A 17,384-nucleotide genomic window follows, 5' to 3' on the forward strand; every position below is an offset into this window, starting at 1 on the left:
CGCGTTAACCGCGTGTTCGCCAGTGGCTTGTGCGGCCGCGTCCCCCCAGGGGACGACGCCCGGCCAATGCTTAAGCGCAATGCTTAACGGCACCGACCCGTATGGGCGCCCCGCGGGAAGTCCTGCAGGCTATCGTGCATCATGCGCGAGCGCCGCGCCGAGCAATCCCGGCTGGGGATGCTTCACCAGGGCGAGGGGAATGGCTTTCATCATGGCGGCATAGCGCCCCTTGTCGATGAACGCCTCGTGGAAGGCGGGTTCGCACAAGTGCCGCTCGAGCCGCTGGCCGAGCCCGCCGGCAATCACCACCGCGCCCGCCCCGTGGGCCAGGGCATAATCCCCTGCGATCCGGCCGAGCGTCGCTATGAAATGCGCGACCGCCCGCTGGGCGAGCGGGTCCTCGCCCGCCATGCCCGCCTTCCAGATGGCAAGGCTTTCGCGGTGGGCGGGCTTCAGGCCGTCGCGCTCGGCAAGGGCGGACTGGATCGGGACGATCCCTTCGCCCGATAGCACCCGCTCGACCGAGACGCGCCCGAACCGCCGCCGCAGCGCGGCGAGGATCGCGTCGTCGAGCGGCGAGACCGGGGCGAAGTCGATGTGCGAACCCTCGGTCGCCTGCACCAGCGCGCGGCCCTCGTGCCAGCGGAAATGCGCGATGCCGAGCCCCGTGCCCGGACCGATCACGGTCACGGTGCCGCTTTCGGGCAGCACGCCCTGCGGCCCGGCGAGGTGGGCGAGATGGTCCGGCCCCAGCCCGGCGACGGCATGGGCGATGGCGGCGAAATCGTTGAGCAGGGTGACGTGTTCGACCCCCAGTTCGTCCGGCAGGGTGTCGGGATCGAAGCGCCAGTCGGCATTGGTGAGCTTGAACGGGCCTTCGCCGACCGGCCCGGCAAGCGCGAAGGCGGCCCCGGCGGGGGCGAAGCCCGGCTCGCGCTCGCGGAAGGCGCGCCAGGCAGACGGCAGGTCGGGATAGTCGCCGGTGGCGAGCACGACCGGTTCCGACAGCACCGCCCGCCCGTCCGCGCCCCTGCGGGCACGGGCAAAGCGGGCGTTGGTCCCGCCGATATCGGCGACCGCGATTTCGCGCGCGGGCGGGTTCACAGGCCGGCTGCGGCGAGCATCGCGGACGCGCCGCGTTCGGCCCCGTCGGCATGGGCCTGCATGATGCGGAACAATTCGCGGCCCACGCCCCATTCGGGCTCGCGGTCGGGGGCGGGTTCGCGCGCGTCGAGATCGGCCCGGGCGGTGAGTTCGCCGGTTTCGGCGCAGAGCCTGATGACGTCCCCGTCGCGCACTTTCGCCAGCGGCCCACCCCCCTTCGCCTCGGGGGTGAGGTGGATCGCGGCCGGCACCTTGCCGCTCGCCCCCGACATGCGCCCGTCGGTGACGAGTGCGACGCGGTGGCCGCGGTTCTGCAGCACCGCGAGCGAGGGGGTGAGCGCGTGGAGTTCGGGCATCCCGTTGGCGCGCGGGCCCTGGAAGCGCATCACCACGACCACGTCGCGGTCGAGTTCCCCCGCCTTGAACGCGGCGAGCACGTCAGACTGGTCGTCGAACACGCGCGCTGGCGCCTCGATCGTCCAGCGCTCGCGCTCCACCGCCGAGCTCTTGAAGCAGGCGCGCCCGAGATTGCCGGTGAGCAGGCGCATCCCGCCATCGGGCTGGAACGGGTCGGAGACGGGGCGCAGCATGGTGTCGTCGCGGCTCGCCTCGATCGCCGCCCAGCCGAGCGTGTCCGCTTCGAGCACGGGCTCCTTCGCATAGGCAGCGAAGCCTTCTTCCCAGATGGTCGGGATGTCGCCGTGGGCCAGTCCGGCATCGAGCAGTTCGCCGATGACGTAACCCATGCCGCCTGCCGCGTGGAACTGGTTCACGTCGCCCGCGCCGTTGGGATAGACCCGCGCGATGAGCGGCACGACCCGGCTGATTTCGGCCATGTCGGACCAGTCGATGACGATCCCCGCCGCCCGCGCCATGGCGGGGATGTGGATCGCGTGGTTGGTCGATCCGCCGGTGGCGAGAAGGCCGATCACCGCGTTGACGATCGCCTTTTCGTCGACCACCTGCGCGAGGGTCCGGGTCGTGGTCCCGGCGAGCGCGGCGAGGCGGTGGATCGCCGCCCGGTCGAACGCCTGGCGCAGCCTGGTGCCCGGCTGGACGAAGGCGGCGCCCGGGACGTGGAGGCCCATCATCTCCATCATCATCTGGTTCGAATTGGCCGTGCCGTAGAAGGTGCAGGTGCCCGGCGAATGGTAGCTGCCCAGCTCGCTTTCGAGCAGTTCGTCGCGCCCGAGCTCCCCGGCGGCGTATTTCTGGCGGGTTTCCTGCTTCTGCGCGTTCGAGATGCCCGAAGGCATCGGGCCGCCGGGCACGAAGACCGCGGGCAGGTGGCCGAAACGCAGGCTCCCGATGACGAGGCCGGGCACGATCTTGTCGCAGATGCCGAGCGCCGCGACGCCGTCGAACATCTGGTGCGAGAGCGCGACGCCGGTCGCGAGCGCGATGCTGTCGCGGCTGAACAGCGAAAGCTCCATCCCGTCCTCGCCCTGCGTCACGCCGTCGCACATCGCCGGCGTGCCGCCCGCGACCTGCGCCGTCGCGCCGACCTCGCGGGCGTGGATCTTGAGCCGTTCGGGATAGCGGTAATAGGGCGCATGGGCCGAAAGCATATCGTTGTAGGCGGTGACGATGCCGATGTTCGGCCCGCGCCGGTGCTTCATCGCCTCCTGGTCCTCCATCGCGCCCGCAAAGGCGTGGGCGAGGTTGGAGCAGGCGATGTCCTTGTGATCGGGCCGCCGGTCGGCCTCGCGGCGCATCAGATCGAGATAGGCTGCGCGGCTGTCCCGCGAATTGGCGATCACGCGCTGCGTGACCCGGTGGATCGTGTCGTCGAGCTTATTCATGCCAGCTCACTCCGTCGCGTTCGACGAGGCCGATCGCCGCGCTCGGCCCCCAGCTTCCTGCGGTGTAGGTGCGCGGCGCCATGCCGCTCGCCGCCCATTCGGCCCGGATCGCATCGATCCAATGCCATTGTGCCTCGACCTCGTCGCGGCGCACGAACAGGGTCTGGTCGCCCTTGATCAGGTCGAGCAGCAGGCGTTCGTAGGCGATCCGCCGGAACCGGCCGACGAAGGCGTCGGGCATGGCGATCTCGAGCGGGACCTCGCGCAGGCTCACCCCGTTCTCGTCGAGACCCGGGACCTTCGCCATCAGGGCAAGCGTGATGTTCTCTTCCGGCTGGATGCCGATGAGCAGGTGGTTGGGATGGGTCGCGACCGTGCTCCCCCCGCCCGCGCTGTCGAAGATCGAATGCGGCACGCAGCGGAACTGCACGAGGATCTCGGTCACGCGCTCGGGCAGGCGTTTGCCGGTCCTGAGGTAGAAAGGCACGCCTTTCCAGCGCCAGTTGTCGACATGGGCCTTGATCGCGACGAAGGTTTCGGTGTCCGAAGGGCGGGCCAGTTCCTCGTCGTAGCCGGGCACGGCCTTGCCCGCGATGGCGCCCGCGCGGTACTGGCCGGTGACGGTCTCGCCCGCCCTGGCCGGGCGCAGGGCACGCAGGACCTTGACCTTCTCGTCGCGGATCGCGGTCGGGCCGAACCCGGTCGGCGGCTCCATCGCGACGAGGCTGAGCAGTTGGAGCATGTGGTTCTGCACCATGTCGCGCAGCGCACCCGCGCCGTCGTAGAAATCGATCCGCCCTTCGAGGCCCACCGTTTCGGCGACCGTGATCTGGACATGGTCGATATAGGTCGCGTTCCAGATCGGTTCGAACAGGATGTTGGCGAAGCGCAGGGCGAGGAGGTTCTGCACCGTCTCCTTGCCGAGATAGTGGTCGATCCGGAAGATGCGCTCCTCCGGGAAGGCCTCGGCCACCGCGTCGTTGATCGCGCGGCTCGATTCGAGATCGTCGCCCAGCGGTTTTTCGAGGCACAGCCGCACGTTTTCCCCGACCAGGCCCGAATGCTTGAGCCCGGCGATGGTGGGGCCGAACAGGCTCGGCGCGGTCGAGAGGAAGATCGCGACGCCCGTGTTCGCGCCCTCGCCGATCGGGCCGACCTTCGCGGCGAGGTGTTCGAACCCTTCGAGCGTCGCCGCGTCGAGCGGCTGGTAATGCAGCCGGTTGAGAAAGCCCGCCATTCCGCCGCGCCGTTCGGCCGGCAGGTGTTCCTCGAGCGCCTGGCGGGCCATGTCGCGAAAGCCCGCATCGTCCATCCCGGAACGGGCGGTGCCGATGATCGAAAGCTGTTCGGGCAGCAGCCCGTCGGCATCGAGCGCGCACAGCGAAGGCAGCAGCTTGCGCCGCGAGAGGTCGCCGGTGGCCCCGAACAGGAGCAGCCGGTCGGCAGCGAACTGGGTCAATCGCATCTCTCCTTGCGGGCGCCATGCAGGCGCCGTGCGTGGCGGATGCTAACCGATCGCCCCGGAAGCGGCAACGTGGCCGCTCCGCCGTTCGGCCCCTCGGCCGCTCAGGAGGCGATCACGCCGAACAGGTCGTGTTCGTCGGCATCCTCGATCCTGACATCAACGATCGCCCCCGGCCGAAGGTCCGCAGGAACATCGCGCAGGTGCACCGCGCCGTCGATCTCGGGCGCGTCGGCCTCGCTGCGGCCGGTCGCGCCGATATCCCCGTCCTCGTCCGCCTCGCCCACCTCGTCGATGATGACGGGAAGCGTGCGGCCGACCTTGGCGGCGAGCTTTTCCGCGCTGATGCGGGCGGTGAGTTCCATCAGCCGGGCGTAACGTTCCTCCTTGACCTCTTCGGGCACGGGATCGGGCAGGGCATTGGCCGCCGCGCCCTCGACCGGTTCGAAGCGGAACGCGCCGACCCGGTCGAGCCGCGCCTCGGCCAGCCAGTCGAGCAGGTATTCGAAATCCTCCTCGCTTTCGCCGGGAAAGCCGACGACGAAGGAGGAGCGCACCGCGATATCGGGGCAGGTCTCGCGCCAGTTCCGCAGACGATCGAGCACCTTGGCCTCGTTGGCGGGGCGCTTCATCAGTTTCAGCACCTTCGGGCTCGCGTGCTGGAAGGGGATGTCGAGATAGGGGGTGAGCAGGCCGTCAGCCATCAAAGGCAGGACCTGGTCGACATGGGGGTAGGGGTAGACGTAGTGCAGCCGCACCCAGGGCGCGCGGCCTTCGTCGGTTCGCAGCCCCCCAAGCTCGCGCGCAAGGTCGGTCATGTGCGCGCGCACCTCCCGGCCCTTCCACCGGCGGCTCTCGTGGCGCAGGTCGAGGCCGTAGGCGCTGGTGTCCTGCGAGATGACGAGGAGTTCGCGCGTTCCCGCCGCGACCAGTTTCTCCGCCTCGCGCAGCACCGCGTCGATCCGGCGGCTGGCGAGCTTCCCGCGCAGCTGCGGGATGATGCAGAAGGCGCAGGAATGATTGCAGCCCTCCGAAATCTTGAGGTAGCTGTAATGGCGCGGGGTGAGCTTCACGTCCGGCTGCGGGATCAGGTCCACGAACGGCCCCTGCGAAGGCGGGGCGTGGGTGTGGACCGCTTCGACCACCTGTTCGTACTGGTGCGCTCCCGTCACCGCCAGAACCCGCGGATGGGCGGCGCGGATCGCGTCGGCTTCCTCGCCCATGCAGCCGGTCACGATCACGCGCCCGTTGAGCGAGATCGCCTCTCCGATCGCGGCGAGGCTTTCCTCCTTCGCGCTGTCGAGAAAGCCGCAGGTGTTGACCAGCACCACGTCGGCCCCGGCGTAATCGGGGCTGATCGCGTAGCCGTCGGCGCGCAGGCGGGTAAGGATGCGCTCGGAATCGACCAGCGCCTTGGGACAGCCGAGGCTGACCATGCCGACGCGCTTCTGGTCGGGCAGGCTGCGGGGAGGGGAGGGGGCGAGGGTGCTCATTTGGCGCGGCGCTCTACACGCAAAGCGGAGGATGCGCTAGCAGGATGCGAAACCCATACGGAGCCGATTCATGAATGATTTCGCCTTGTGGCCGGTGCTCGCCGGAACCGCCGCCTTCTTCGTCGTTGGCGCGATCTGGTACGGGGTGCTGTTCGGGAAGGCGTGGCAGCGCGCCGCCGGCCTGTCGGACGAGGCCCTGCGCGGGCGCAACATGGCGCTGATCTTCGGGCTCGTCTTCCTGTTCGAGATGCTGGTCGCGATGGTCCTGTGGCACCTGCTTGCCCGCACCAACCCGGCCCCGCACGTGGTGATGATGATGGCTCTCGGCTTCGCGGTCGGGGTGATGATCCCGGCGGTGGGGATCAACTATCTCTTCCAGCGCAGGAGCGGGCTGCTGTTTGCGATCGACGCGGGCCATTTCCTCGTCGGGATGGCGGCGATGGGCGGGGTGTTCCTGCTGTTCCGGTGACGCGCTAGCCCGGATTATTCACCGGCAGTGGTCTGACGGGTTGGCGGGAGTGGCGTAAGCATTTGCATTGTTGTAGGAATGTGGTTGCTTAAGCCAGACCTGCAACGGGGCAAAATATGCCACAGACCACACCCGCCGGATGCGATGATAGCGCGTCCGTATTTTCGTTTCCAGCAGTGCGCGGCAAGAAGGTCACAGCTGCGTTTGACGGCGGCAGGCTGACCTCGGATGGCGGGGTCCTGGTGCTGGCTCAGGCCGAGCGCATGATGGGGCTCTGCCAGCGGCTTGCGGCGTGTATTGCCGATCCGCGCGATCCTGCTCGGGTGGTTCATCGGCTTGAAGATATCCTGCGCGCGCGGATGTTCGCGATCGCCTGCGGCTATGAGGATGCCGATGATCTCGACGCTCTGCGCGATGATCCGGGCTTCCGCCTTGCGCTGGGCAAGCTGCCGGGATCGGGTGCGGGGTTGGCCAGCCAACCGACGATGAGCCGCTGGGAGAATGCGCCGAGCACGCGCGAGCTGGCAAAGATGCTGGGGATCATGATCGACATCTACTGCGCCAGCTACCCCACTCCGCCGGCGGCGGTGACGCTGGATATCGATGACACCTGCGACGTCGTGCACGGCTATCAGCAACTCTCCTTCTGGAACGGACATCATGGGGAGCGCTGCTTCCTGCCGATCCATGTCTACGACACGGCAACGGGCCGGCCGGTGGCGATGCTGCTGCGCACGGGCAAGACGCCTTCTGGCAAGGAGGCGGCAGGGCATATCCGGCGTCTGGTGCGCCATCTTCGCCGCCACTGGCCTGATACCCACATCACCATCCGCGGTGACGGGCATTATGGGCGCCCTGAGGTCATGGCCTTCTGCGAGGCGGCCCATGTCGATTACGTGTTCGGTCTGCCGACCAACGCCGCGCTGCGCGCTGATCCGGTTATCGTCACTGCCGCCGATGCCTGCGCGGTCCGCCGCGCCGAGTGCCAACTCCCGGTCCTGCGCAGCTATGCCGAGACCCGCTACGGCGCGAAGAGCTGGAACCGCCAGCGCCGCGTCGTCGCCAGGATCGAGGCCAGCACGCTGGGCATGGATATCCGCTATGTCGTCACATCGCTAACCCAAGGCTCGGCTGAATACATCTATGACACGCTCTACTGTGCGCGCGGGCAGGCCGAGAACTTGATCAAGCTGCACAAGACCCAGCTGGCCAGTGACCGCACCTCGTGCCGGTCGGCGAACGCCAACCAGATGCGCCTGATCCTGCACACCGCTGCCTACTGGCTGCTGTGGCGCGTTCAGCAGGCGATCCCAAAGACCACCGCTCTGGCAAAAGCCGAGTTTACGACCCTGCGCCTGCGGCTGCTCAAGGTTGCTGCCCGCGTCATGGAAAGCGCCACCCGAATCCGCGTAGCGTTCGCCTCTGCGTGCCCCGATGCCGATCTGATGCGTGCCATCGTTCTCGCGCTCAAGCCTGCGCCGACGTAGCGGGCGCGGCAGTGCCGCAGAAACCCCGAGCCAAGTCCTTCAACCAGAAAAGCCCATCGATCACAGCGCGGTGAAACAGACGCCAGCGGTGCCGCACGCCCGCTCTACGCCGCCGCACGCAGCAGTGGCGTCAAGCTCGCGCCGAGAGGCGCCCAACCGCATCGCCGTGAATAAGAGAGGCTAGGCGTTCCTGTCGCCGTGCCCGTCGCCCTTGGCCGAGCCGTTCTCGGTCGGGACGATCTCGACCACGACGTCGCCCTTCTGAAGGTTCTCGCATTCCTCCTCCCAATAGCCGATCGCGCGGCCATTGCGGTAGATCCTGAGGCCCTTGCCCCCGCTGGCGAGATCGGTGATCGGGCGGCCGCATTCCTCCTCGTCGATGACCCGTTCGACCAGCTGGACCCGGCCCGTGACCGAGGCGAGGTCGGCGAGATAGTCCGAGATATGCGCGCCCTTGGCGCTGCCGGCGAGCAGCAGGCCGGTGAAGCGCACCGGGTTGATGACGTTGTTGGCGCCCGCCTGCCGCGCGAGGATCTCGTTGTCCTCGGCCCTGATGACCACGCTGATCGGCACCTTGGGGGCCATGTGGCGGACGGTCAGCACGATCAGGATCGAGGTATCGTCGCGCCCTGCGGAAACCAGGACGGTCCGGGCATTGCCGATCCGCACCGCCTTCAGCGTTTCGTCGCGGGTGGCATCGGCGGCCATGACGTTGACGCCGAGTTTCTCGGCTTCGGCGAGCCGGTCCTTGCTCGGATCGACCACGACGATGCAGCTTGCATCGGTTCCGCGTGCGATCAGTTCCTCGACGCTCTGCGAGCCCGACACGCCATAGCCCAGCACGACGACATGGTCGGAAAGCTTCTCCTGAATGCGAGCCATGCGAAACTTCTCCCAGCTGCGCTGAATGACGAAATTGTAGGCTGTGCCGACAAAGATGAAGATCACGGCGACCCGAACCGGGGTCACGATCACCGCTTCGATGAAGCGGGCGCGGTCCGTGACCGGAGCGATGTCTCCGAAACCCGTCGTGGTGACGGAAATCATGGTGAAATAGATAACGTCGAGGAAACTGACATGGCCGTCGACATTATCGACCAGCCCGTCACGGTCGAACCAGTGGATCAGGATGACGATGAAGATAAGGCCCAGTGCGAAACCGACCCGTATGAACAGGTCGCCCCAGACCGGGATGCGGACCGCGCGCCTTAGTGGCTGAAATCGCTCTCTCGCACGCGCCTTGGGCTCGGATTGCGACTGCGCCGTGGTCAGCGTCTGCGGTCTGTCTTTCGCCATCGTGCCCCCTTTGGCGCCCGCCCGGCTCAGTCCCCGAACCGCTCGGCGAGGTTGCCGATGGTGGGGTAATGGGTGAAATCGAGCTGGAGCGGGGTGACCGAGACATAGCCGTCGTCGATCGCCTCCAGGTCGGTGCCATGGTCGAGGGTGTGCTCGATCGGGTCGAGGCCGAACCAGAAATAGCGAAGCCCGCGCGGATCGCGGCCCTCGACGACGGTGCCCCGCTTGTAATCGTGGAATCCCTGCCGCGCGACGCGGATGCCCCTGACATCCCCGGGCGCGCGGGGCGGGAAATTGACGTTGACCAGCGTGCGCTCGGCGAAGGGGGCGTCGAGCAGCGGCTCGATCACTTTCGGCCCCCAGTGCCGCGCCGCGGCGAATTCGCTGTCGGTCCCGCGCGTCTCGCCGCTGTAGACTTGGGAAAGCGCGATCGCCCGGACGCCCGAAAGCGCGCCTTCGATCGCGGCGGACACCGTGCCCGAATAGGTGATGTCGTCGCCGAGGTTCGCGCCCCGGTTGACGCCCGACAGCACCAGGTCGGGCGGCTCGTCCAGCACTTCGCGCAGGGCCATCATCACGGCGTCGGTCGGCGTGCCCGTGACGGCGAAGCGCCGCTCGCCGAATTCCTGGAGCCGCACCGGGCGGTTGAGGGTGAGCGAATGGCCCGCGCCCGATTGCTCCTCGGACGGGGCGCAGACCCAGACATCGTCGGAGAAATGCGCCGCGATCTCTTCCAGCACGGCAAGACCGGGGGCGTGGTAGCCGTCGTCATTGGTGACAAGGATTCGCATTACTCGGTCGGCTCCAGCCTGGTCGTGCCCGCCATGTAGGGGTGGAGGGCTTCGGGAACGGTGACGCTGCCGTCTTCCTCCTGGTAGTTCTCGATCACCGCGACCAGCGTGCGGCCCACGGCAAGGCCCGATCCGTTGAGCGTATGGACGAATTCGGTCTTTTTCGCGTCGCCTTCGGGGCGGTAGCGGGTCTTCATCCGCCGGGCCTGGAAATCGCCCGTGTTCGAGCAGGAGCTGATCTCGCGGAACGCGCCCTGTCCGGGAAGCCAGACTTCGAGGTCATAGGTCTTGCGCGCGCCGAAGCCCATGTCGCCGGTGCATAAAAGCATGGTGCGATAGGGCAGGCCGAGCGCTTCGAGGATTCCTTGCGCGCATTTCGTCATGCGTTCGTGTTCGGCCTCGGAATCCTCGGGCCTGACGATGCTGACCAGCTCGCACTTCTCGAACTGGTGCTGGCGGATGAAGCCGCGCGTGTCGCGCCCCGCCGCCCCCGCTTCGGAGCGGAAGCACTGAGTGAGCGCGGTCAGGCGGATGGGGAGGGAGGCGGCGTCGAGAATATCGCCCATGACGCTCGCGGTGAGGGAGACTTCGGAGGTGGGGATGAGCCAGCGCTCGTCCGTCGTGCGGAAACTGTCCTCAGCGAACTTGGGCAGCTTGTCGGTGCCGTACATCGCCTCGTCCCTGACCAGCACGGGCGGGTTGCACTCGATATAGCCGTTTTCGCTCACCTGCCGGTCGAGCATGAACTGGCCCAGCGCACGGTGCAGGCGTGCCATGTCCCCGCGCAGGAAAGTGAAGCGCGCGCCCGACAGCTTCGCGCCCGTCTCGAACTCCATGCCCAGCGCCGGGGCGATGTCGGCGTGTTCCTTCGGCTCGAAGGCGAACTCGCGCGGGGTCCCCCAGCGCGAAACCTCGACATTCGCTTCCTCGTCCGCGCCGTCGGGCACATCGGGGGCGGGGATGTTCGGGATCACGGCGAGCGCATGGTCGAGTTCGTCCGAAACCTTGGCCAGCCGTTCCTCGATTTCGGGCATCGCCTGTTTCAGCTCGGCCACTTCGGCCTTGAGCGTCTCTGCCTCTGCGGAATTGCCCTGGCCCATCGCCTTGCCGATCGCCTTCGAAGCCTCGTTGCGGCGGCTTTGCGCTTCCTGCAGGCGGGTGGTGAGCGCGCGGCGCTCCTCGTCGAGCGATAGGATGGCGCTGGCCACGGGGTCCGCGCCGCGCCGGGCGAGAGCCGCGTCGAAGCCTTCGGGATCTTCCCTGATCAGGCGGATATCGTGCATGGCCCGCGCCTATGCCCGCTCGCGCACCCCAAGAAAACCCGTTTTGTGCTCAGGCGCCCGCTCCGCCCATTCGCCCCGTCCGCGCGACAAGCGCAGGAACCGCCGGGCCGGTGCGACGATTGGTCGGGTGAAGGAGGACACCAATGCTCAGATCACTCATCGGAGCCACCGTCGGCTCGAAAATGGCGAAGCGCTATCCCGTTCTCGGCGGGGCGACCGGGGTTGTCGTGGCGCGCGCGGCGCCCTTCATACTCAAGCGCATCAGCATCCCCGCCATGCTCGCGATGGGCGCGGGCGGCTACCTGGCGAAACGCTATTTCGACAAGCAGGACGGCGCCGAAAGCGGCCAGAGCCGCGCCGGGAACGGCGGCATGAAAGCGCGCCCGACCGACGGGCCGGACAGCGACACCGGCACGATCATCGACAACCCGCCGGGCGGCGCGCTGCAGAAGACCGACAAGACCCCGCCCACCGTCAACTGACCGCGCCCGAAGCGCCGCGAGAAAAGCCCGGAAGAGCGCACAGGCCTTCCGGGCTTTTCCGTGTCAGCTCCCGTCCAAGGGGCCGAGCTAGAAATTGACCTGTGCGGTGACGTAGATCCGGCGCGGATCGCCGTAGAAGCCGGTCAGCGTGCCCTCCTGGCCCAGCGTCGGGACGAAGGGCGTGCCCGGCGGCGTCCCGCCCGCGACGAAATTGTAGCCCGCGACGATATATTCCTTGTCGAACAGGTTCTTGCCGTGCAGGCCGATCGAATAGAAACCGTCGTCCGAAGTGTAAACCACGCTCGCATCGACCAGCACGAAACCGTCCTGGTCGAGGAAGGGATTGGGCACTTCGAACTGGCTCGCATCCGAACGCAGCGAGGCAAGGCCGATGAAATCGAACATCCCGCCGCCGGCCGGGATGCCGAGGTTGAAGCCCATGTGCCCGGTGATGTCGGGCGTGTTCTGGAACACCCGTTCGTCCGCCACGTCGTTGCCGAAGGCGTCGATGAAGGTGTTGAAGGCCGCATCGAGCACGCCCAGCGACCAGTTGACCGAAAACCGGCTGCCGTCGCCCGCGAAATTTTCGCCGACCAGCGCATTGCCCTCGAACTCGATCCCGTTGACGTCCGCGCTCGCCGCGTTCGAGGTGATCCCGATGAAACTTTCGTTCACCCCGTCGCCGTCGCTGTCGAACCCGACCGAGCCGGGGATCTGCACGTCGCTGTACTGGCTGAGGAACCCCGCGAGGCTGATGTTGAGCCGGTTGTCGAGCAGCGAGGCCTTCCAGCCCAGCTCGAAACTGTCGACCGTCTCGGGCGCGAAGCGGAGGAATTCGAACTGGTCGTCGAAATCCACGTCCCCGTCGCCGTCGAGATCGGGCGCCGCGGTGGTCTGGCCGCGCGGGTCGAAGCCGCCGCCCTTGAACCCCTGCGAATAGGTGAAATAGACGTTGTGGTCGCGGTTGGGCTGCCAGCTGATCGAGGCGCGCGGGTTGAAGTCCTCGAAGGTTTCGCTGCCCTCGAAATCGGACGTGACCGCGATCGGCGCGCCGGCCCCGCCGAACAGGTCGGAGAACCCGCCGAGAAAGGTCGTCCGCAGCACCCGGCTGCTCCGCTTGTCGTTGGTGTAGCGCCCGCCGAGCGAAACGCTGATCGTGTCGGTCAGGTCGTAGGTGAAATCGGCGAAGACCGACCAGGTGTCGGTGTCCACGTCGCCCAGCGTTTGCGCGGTGAGGCCGTCCAGCGTGGTGAAGAGCGCGACGTCGAAGGCGGTGAAGGCGTTGGCGTTGAGATAGTAGAACCCGACCACGCCCGACAGCCGGTCGCCTTCGTAGAGGAGCTGGAATTCCTGGCTGAACTGGTCGTTCTCGTAGATCGCCGGAACGTCGACGTCGACCGCGGGCAGGCTGTCGAAATCGATCGGGGTGGTGGACCGGTCCTCCCGGTAACCCGTGATCGACTTGAGCGTGATCCTGTCGGAAACCTCCACCTCGATGTTGAGCGCGCCGCCATAGGCCTCGACCTCCTGATCGACGATGTCGAGCCCGGCGCGGGTGTCGAACACGTCGTCGAGCACCGGCGCGCCCGAAACCAGGCCGGGGATCAGGCGATGCCCCTGGCGGGCCTCGCTGTCGTCCTTGATGTAGTCGCCCGACAGGCGGACGAAGACCGGCCCGCTGTCGAACTCGATCGTCCCGCGCGCGGCCCACACGTCCTTGTTGTAGTTCTCCGTGCCGAGCGTGAGATTCTCGCCGAAGCCGCCGCGTGACAGGCGCGCGCCGCTCGCGCCGATCCTGAGATTGTCGGTGATCGGGGTCGATCCGGTGACGATGAGGTCGGCCTGGTCGTAGCTGCCGTAGGCGCCGCGGATCTGCAGGCTGGGATCGTCGGGCAGCCGGGCGGTGACATACTTGATCGCCCCGCCGATCGTGTTGCGACCGTAGAGCGTGCCCTGCGGCCCGCGCAGCACCTCGATCCGTTCGACGTTGTAGATGTCGAGCACCGCGGCCTGCGGGCGGTTGAGATAGACGTCGTCGATGTAGAGCCCGACGCCCGCTTCGAAGCCCGCGACCGGGTCCTGCTGGCCGACCCCGCGGATGAAGGCGGTGAGGGTTGTGTTGGTCCCGCGGCTCACCTCGAGCGTGATGTTGGGCACCTGCTGGCCGATCTGGGTCAGCTCGAGGATGCCCTGTTCCTGCAGGGTTTCGCCGGTCAGCGCGGTCACCGAGATCGGAACGTCGATCAGGCGCTCCTCGCGCCGCCGCGCGGTGACGACGATGGTGTTGCCCCCATCCTGTTCCGCTTCGGCGTCGGCCTCGGCGGCGGTGTCGATGGCGCCGTCCTGCGCGGCGGCGGGCGCCGCCAGCATGGCGAGCCCCGCTGCACCCGCAAGCAGCAGCGTGCGGCACGCGATCACGTCATTCCTCATATGTCCTCTCCGGTTCCAGTTGTTTCCCGGTTCAATATTGAAAGGTGAACCAGCTTTCAAGTTTGTTCTTGTGCCGGTCCTTCGCCATGCTTACCGATGCGTCCACGGGAGATGGTCATGGCAGGTAGCGGAACTTCGCGAGCGGGCGGGAAGAGCGCGTCGCAGGTCGACGGCGCGGCGGGCGAGGGCAAGGCGCCCCGCACCGAGCGCGGGCGCAAGACCCTGCGAAAACTGCTCGACGCATCGGCGGTCGAATTCGGCGAGAAGGGCTTTCACGAAGCCTCGGTCAGCTCGATCACCCGCCGCGCGGGCGTCGCGCTGGGCAGTTTCTACACCTATTTCGACAGCAAGGACGCGCTGTTCCGCGCGCTGGTCGCCGACATGAGCGAGAATGTCCGCACCTCGGCGCGTTCGGCGCTGAAGGAGGGCATGGGCGCGCTCGAGATCGAACGCGCCGCGCTCGCCGCCTTCCTCGCCTTCGCCCGAGAGCACAAGGAAATCTACCGCATCATCGACGAGGCCGAATTCGTCGACCCGGACAGTTACCGCGCCCATTACGAGACGATCGCCGAGCGCATCCGCGGGCGGCTCGAGGCCGGGGCCGCCGCGGGCGAACTGCGCGAGGGGCTGGGCGAACTCGAAGCATGGGCGATCATGGGAATGAACGTGTTTGTCGGGCTGCGCTATGTCGTGTGGGGCGAGAAGGACGGGGCCGCCCGCGATCCGGACGAACTCGCCGCGGCGGTCAACCGGTTGATCGCCGAAGGCATCGCGCGCCGCTGAGACCCGGCCGGGGCCGGTCCCGCTCCCCTGCGCGTGTTCCGCCCTTCCCGCAGGCGCTCTGCCAGCCTCACCCACCAGCCCGCCACCGGGGCCGTTCGGCTCCCTTCCCGCCAGGGCCGAAGCCGTGTTCGCGGCGACCCACTGCGAACTATTCGCACTCTCATTCGCAAATCTATTGACTCTCATTCGCAGCAAGGGCATTCGGCAGCAGGTTTCTCGTAACATTGTGACATGGGATCGACCGTGAAAGCTCCACACGCATCGCCTTCTCTCGCGGCGCTCGCCGCCGCCCTGTTCGCCGCCTCGTTCGCCGCGATGCCCGCCTCCGCCGAAACCGCCGAGGCAGAGGCAGAGGCCGCGCCGCAGGTCAGGGACGACCCCACGATCGTCGTTACCGCCACCCGCACGCCGGTGAAGATCCAGGAGGTGCCCGCCACCGTCACCGTCCTCACCGACGAGGAGATCGCCGACCAGCTCGCCACCGACATCAAGGACCTGGTGCGCTTCGAACCCGGCGTCACCGTGCGCCGCGCGCCGGCGCGCTTCGGGGCCGCCTTCGGTTCGACCGGCCGCGCGCGCAACGAGGATTTCGTCATCCGCGGGATCGGCGGCAACCGCGTGCTCATCCAGGTCGACGGCATCCGCTCGCCGCAGGGCTTCGCCTTCGGCGCGCAGGACGCCGGGCGCGGCGGCTTCACCGATGTCAGCCTGGTCAAGTCGGTCGAGATCCTGCGCGGCCCGGCTTCGGCGCTCTACGGCAGCGACGGGCTCGCGGGCGCGGTCAGTTTCGTGACCTCCGACCCCGTCGACCTCGTCGGGACCGACGATTTCGGCGGCTTCGTCTCCTCCCAATATTCGAGCGAGGACGACGAATTCGCCCTCACCGCGACGATGGCGGGCCGGATCGGCGGCAACCTGTCGGCCATGATCGCCTACACCAGCCGCGATTTCGAGGAGCTCGAGAACCGGGGCGAGAACGACGGCGTGGGCGAGGACCGCACCGCGCCCAACCCGCAGATCGGGCGGAGCGACGCGGTGCTCGGCAAGCTGGTGTGGAACAGCGGCGCGCACCGCATCCGCCTGACCGGCGAATATCTCGATTCCGAAGTCCGCACCGACGTGCTGACCGCGATCGGCCCGGCCTTCCTGTTCGGCCCTTCGCCGGCCTGGAACGTCGATGCGGTCACCGCCCGCGACACCAACCGGCGCGGGCGCGTCTCGCTCGACTGGACCTTTGACGGCGATGCGGACGACGCGATCGAATACGCCTTCCTCTCGGCCTATTGGCAGGACGCGGAGGACCGCCAGTTCGCCCTCGAGGAGCGCACGCCGCTCGGCTTCATTCCCGCACCCGACCGCGAACGGCTCAACACCTTCGAGAACCGGGTCTACGGCGCGGTCGGCGAGGCGCGCTCCTCCTTCGGCCTCGGCGGTATGCGGCACCAGGTCGCATTCGGCGGCGATGTCAGCTTCACCCGGCAGGAAGGCCTGCGCGACGGGACCTTCCCGCCGAGCAGCGAAACCTTCCCGACGCGCGCCTTCCCGGTGACCGACTTCACGCTCGGCGGGCTGTTCCTGTCGGACGAGATCACCTTCGCGGACGGGGCGGTGAAGCTGTTCCCGGCGCTGCGGTTCGATTTCTACGACCTCGACCCGACCGACGACCCGCTGCTGGTCGGCTTCCAGCCCGAGGGACAGAGCGACAGCCGGCTTTCGCCCAAGCTCGGCGTGACGGTGAACCTGACCGACGAATTCCTGCTTTTCGGCAATTACGCGCAAGGGTTCCTCGCGCCCACGCCGAGCCAGGTGAACAACTTCTACCAGTTCCCCGCTGGCGGCTACATCTCCGCGCCCAACCCCGACCTCGAGCCTGAAACCAGCGAAAGCTTCGAAGCGGGCGCGCGCTATACGGCCGATATCTTCTCGGTCCAGGTGGTCGGGTTCAAGGGCGACTACGACAACTTCATCAGCCAGCAGGTCATCAGCGGTTCCTTCACCCCGCAGGACCCGGCGGTGTTCCAGTTCGTCAACTTCAACGCGGTCGAGATCGAGGGGCTCGAGGCGCGCGCCGACCTCAGGCTCGACAACGGCATCACCGGGCGTTTCGCCATGGCCTATGCCAAGGGCGACATCATCGAGCCCGACGGCAGCCAGACCCCGCTCGACACGATCGATCCCTACAACCTCGTCGCAGGGCTCGGCTACCGCGATCCGGCCGGCCGCTTCGGGGGCGAGGTCATCGTGACCCACAACGCCCGCAAGGACGCCGAGGACACCCCGGACGGCCTCTTCCGGCCCGACGCCTTCACCATCGTCGACCTCACCGCCTTCGTCGCGCTGAGCGATGCGGTGAAGCTGCGCGCCGGCCTCTTCAACGTCACCGACGAGCGGTACATCTACTGGTCCGACGTGCGCGGGCTTTCGGTGGCGGATTCGAACATCGCGGGGGCGTTCACCCGGCCTGGCCGCAATTTCAGCGTGTCTGCAAGCTTCCAATTCTGA

13 protein-coding genes are annotated in these 17,384 nt (G+C 67.6%); 5 read left to right on the forward strand and 8 right to left on the reverse strand.

Annotated elements, in window-relative coordinates:
* Positions 1-129: 129 nt before the first annotated feature.
* The 4 genes from BLU08_RS13890 to rimO form a co-directional block, all read right to left on the reverse strand.
* Positions 130-1,104, reverse strand: coding sequence for a glucokinase (locus BLU08_RS13890; protein ID WP_233996004.1), 975 nt, complete (start codon positions 1,102-1,104; stop codon positions 130-132).
* Positions 1,101-2,906 (reverse strand): phosphogluconate dehydratase, encoded by a 1,806-nt coding sequence (gene edd / locus BLU08_RS13895; protein ID WP_090200384.1) that lies wholly within the window; start codon positions 2,904-2,906, stop codon positions 1,101-1,103. Before edd ends, BLU08_RS13890 begins: the two co-directional genes overlap by 4 nt.
* Positions 2,899-4,365, reverse strand: a complete 1,467-nt coding sequence (zwf, locus tag BLU08_RS13900; protein ID WP_090200386.1) for a glucose-6-phosphate dehydrogenase — start codon at positions 4,363-4,365, stop codon at positions 2,899-2,901. Before zwf ends, edd begins: the two co-directional genes overlap by 8 nt.
* 107 nt (positions 4,366-4,472) lie before the next feature.
* Positions 4,473-5,861, reverse strand: a complete 1,389-nt coding sequence (gene rimO / locus BLU08_RS13905; RefSeq protein WP_090200388.1) for a 30S ribosomal protein S12 methylthiotransferase RimO — start codon at positions 5,859-5,861, stop codon at positions 4,473-4,475.
* 70 nt (positions 5,862-5,931) lie between these two features.
* Between rimO and BLU08_RS13910 the strand changes: the two genes are divergently transcribed.
* Positions 5,932-6,330, forward strand: a complete 399-nt coding sequence (locus BLU08_RS13910) for a DUF1761 domain-containing protein (RefSeq protein WP_090200390.1) — start codon at positions 5,932-5,934, stop codon at positions 6,328-6,330.
* Between the two features lie 116 nt (positions 6,331-6,446).
* Positions 6,447-7,817, forward strand: coding sequence for an IS1380 family transposase (locus tag BLU08_RS13915; protein WP_090193770.1), 1,371 nt, complete (start codon positions 6,447-6,449; stop codon positions 7,815-7,817).
* A gap of 180 nt (positions 7,818-7,997) precedes the next feature.
* Here BLU08_RS13915 and BLU08_RS13920 read toward each other — a convergent pair whose 3' ends face one another.
* Genes BLU08_RS13920 through serS form a run of 3 tightly spaced genes read right to left on the reverse strand, consistent with a single transcriptional unit; the run spans position 7,998 to position 11,187 of the window.
* Positions 7,998-9,113 carry a TrkA family potassium uptake protein gene (locus tag BLU08_RS13920; protein WP_090200393.1) on the reverse strand — a complete coding sequence of 372 codons (1,116 nt, stop codon included), beginning with the start codon at positions 9,111-9,113 and terminating at the stop codon, positions 7,998-8,000.
* 26 nt (positions 9,114-9,139) lie between these two features.
* Entirely contained in the window at positions 9,140-9,904 is a 765-nt protein-coding gene (gene surE / locus BLU08_RS13925) for a 5'/3'-nucleotidase SurE (RefSeq protein WP_090200395.1), read from the reverse strand.
* Positions 9,904-11,187 carry a serine--tRNA ligase gene (gene serS, locus BLU08_RS13930; protein ID WP_090200397.1) on the reverse strand — a complete coding sequence of 428 codons (1,284 nt, stop codon included), beginning with the start codon at positions 11,185-11,187 and terminating at the stop codon, positions 9,904-9,906. The genes surE and serS overlap by 1 nt, the downstream gene beginning before the upstream one ends.
* Before the next feature lie 143 nt (positions 11,188-11,330).
* On the opposite strand from serS, the gene BLU08_RS13935 reads away from it, so the two are divergent.
* Positions 11,331-11,669, forward strand: coding sequence for a hypothetical protein (locus BLU08_RS13935; RefSeq protein ID WP_157674570.1), 339 nt, complete (start codon positions 11,331-11,333; stop codon positions 11,667-11,669).
* A gap of 87 nt (positions 11,670-11,756) precedes the next feature.
* Here BLU08_RS13935 and BLU08_RS13940 read toward each other — a convergent pair whose 3' ends face one another.
* Positions 11,757-14,099, reverse strand: a complete 2,343-nt coding sequence (locus BLU08_RS13940; RefSeq protein WP_090200401.1) for a TonB-dependent receptor — start codon at positions 14,097-14,099, stop codon at positions 11,757-11,759.
* Positions 14,100-14,216: 117 nt separating this feature from the next.
* On the opposite strand from BLU08_RS13940, the gene BLU08_RS13945 reads away from it, so the two are divergent.
* Both BLU08_RS13945 and BLU08_RS13950 read left to right on the forward strand, forming a co-directional pair.
* Complete coding sequence (locus tag BLU08_RS13945) at positions 14,217-14,882, forward strand: TetR/AcrR family transcriptional regulator (RefSeq protein ID WP_090200403.1); 666 nt, start codon at positions 14,217-14,219, stop codon at positions 14,880-14,882.
* A gap of 243 nt (positions 14,883-15,125) precedes the next feature.
* Positions 15,126-17,384 carry a TonB-dependent hemoglobin/transferrin/lactoferrin family receptor gene (locus BLU08_RS13950; protein ID WP_369816800.1) on the forward strand — a complete coding sequence of 753 codons (2,259 nt, stop codon included), beginning with the start codon at positions 15,126-15,128 and terminating at the stop codon, positions 17,382-17,384.

Source organism: Erythrobacter sp. HL-111, assembly GCF_900105095.1.
Taxonomy (GTDB): Bacteria; Pseudomonadota; Alphaproteobacteria; order Sphingomonadales; family Sphingomonadaceae; genus Erythrobacter.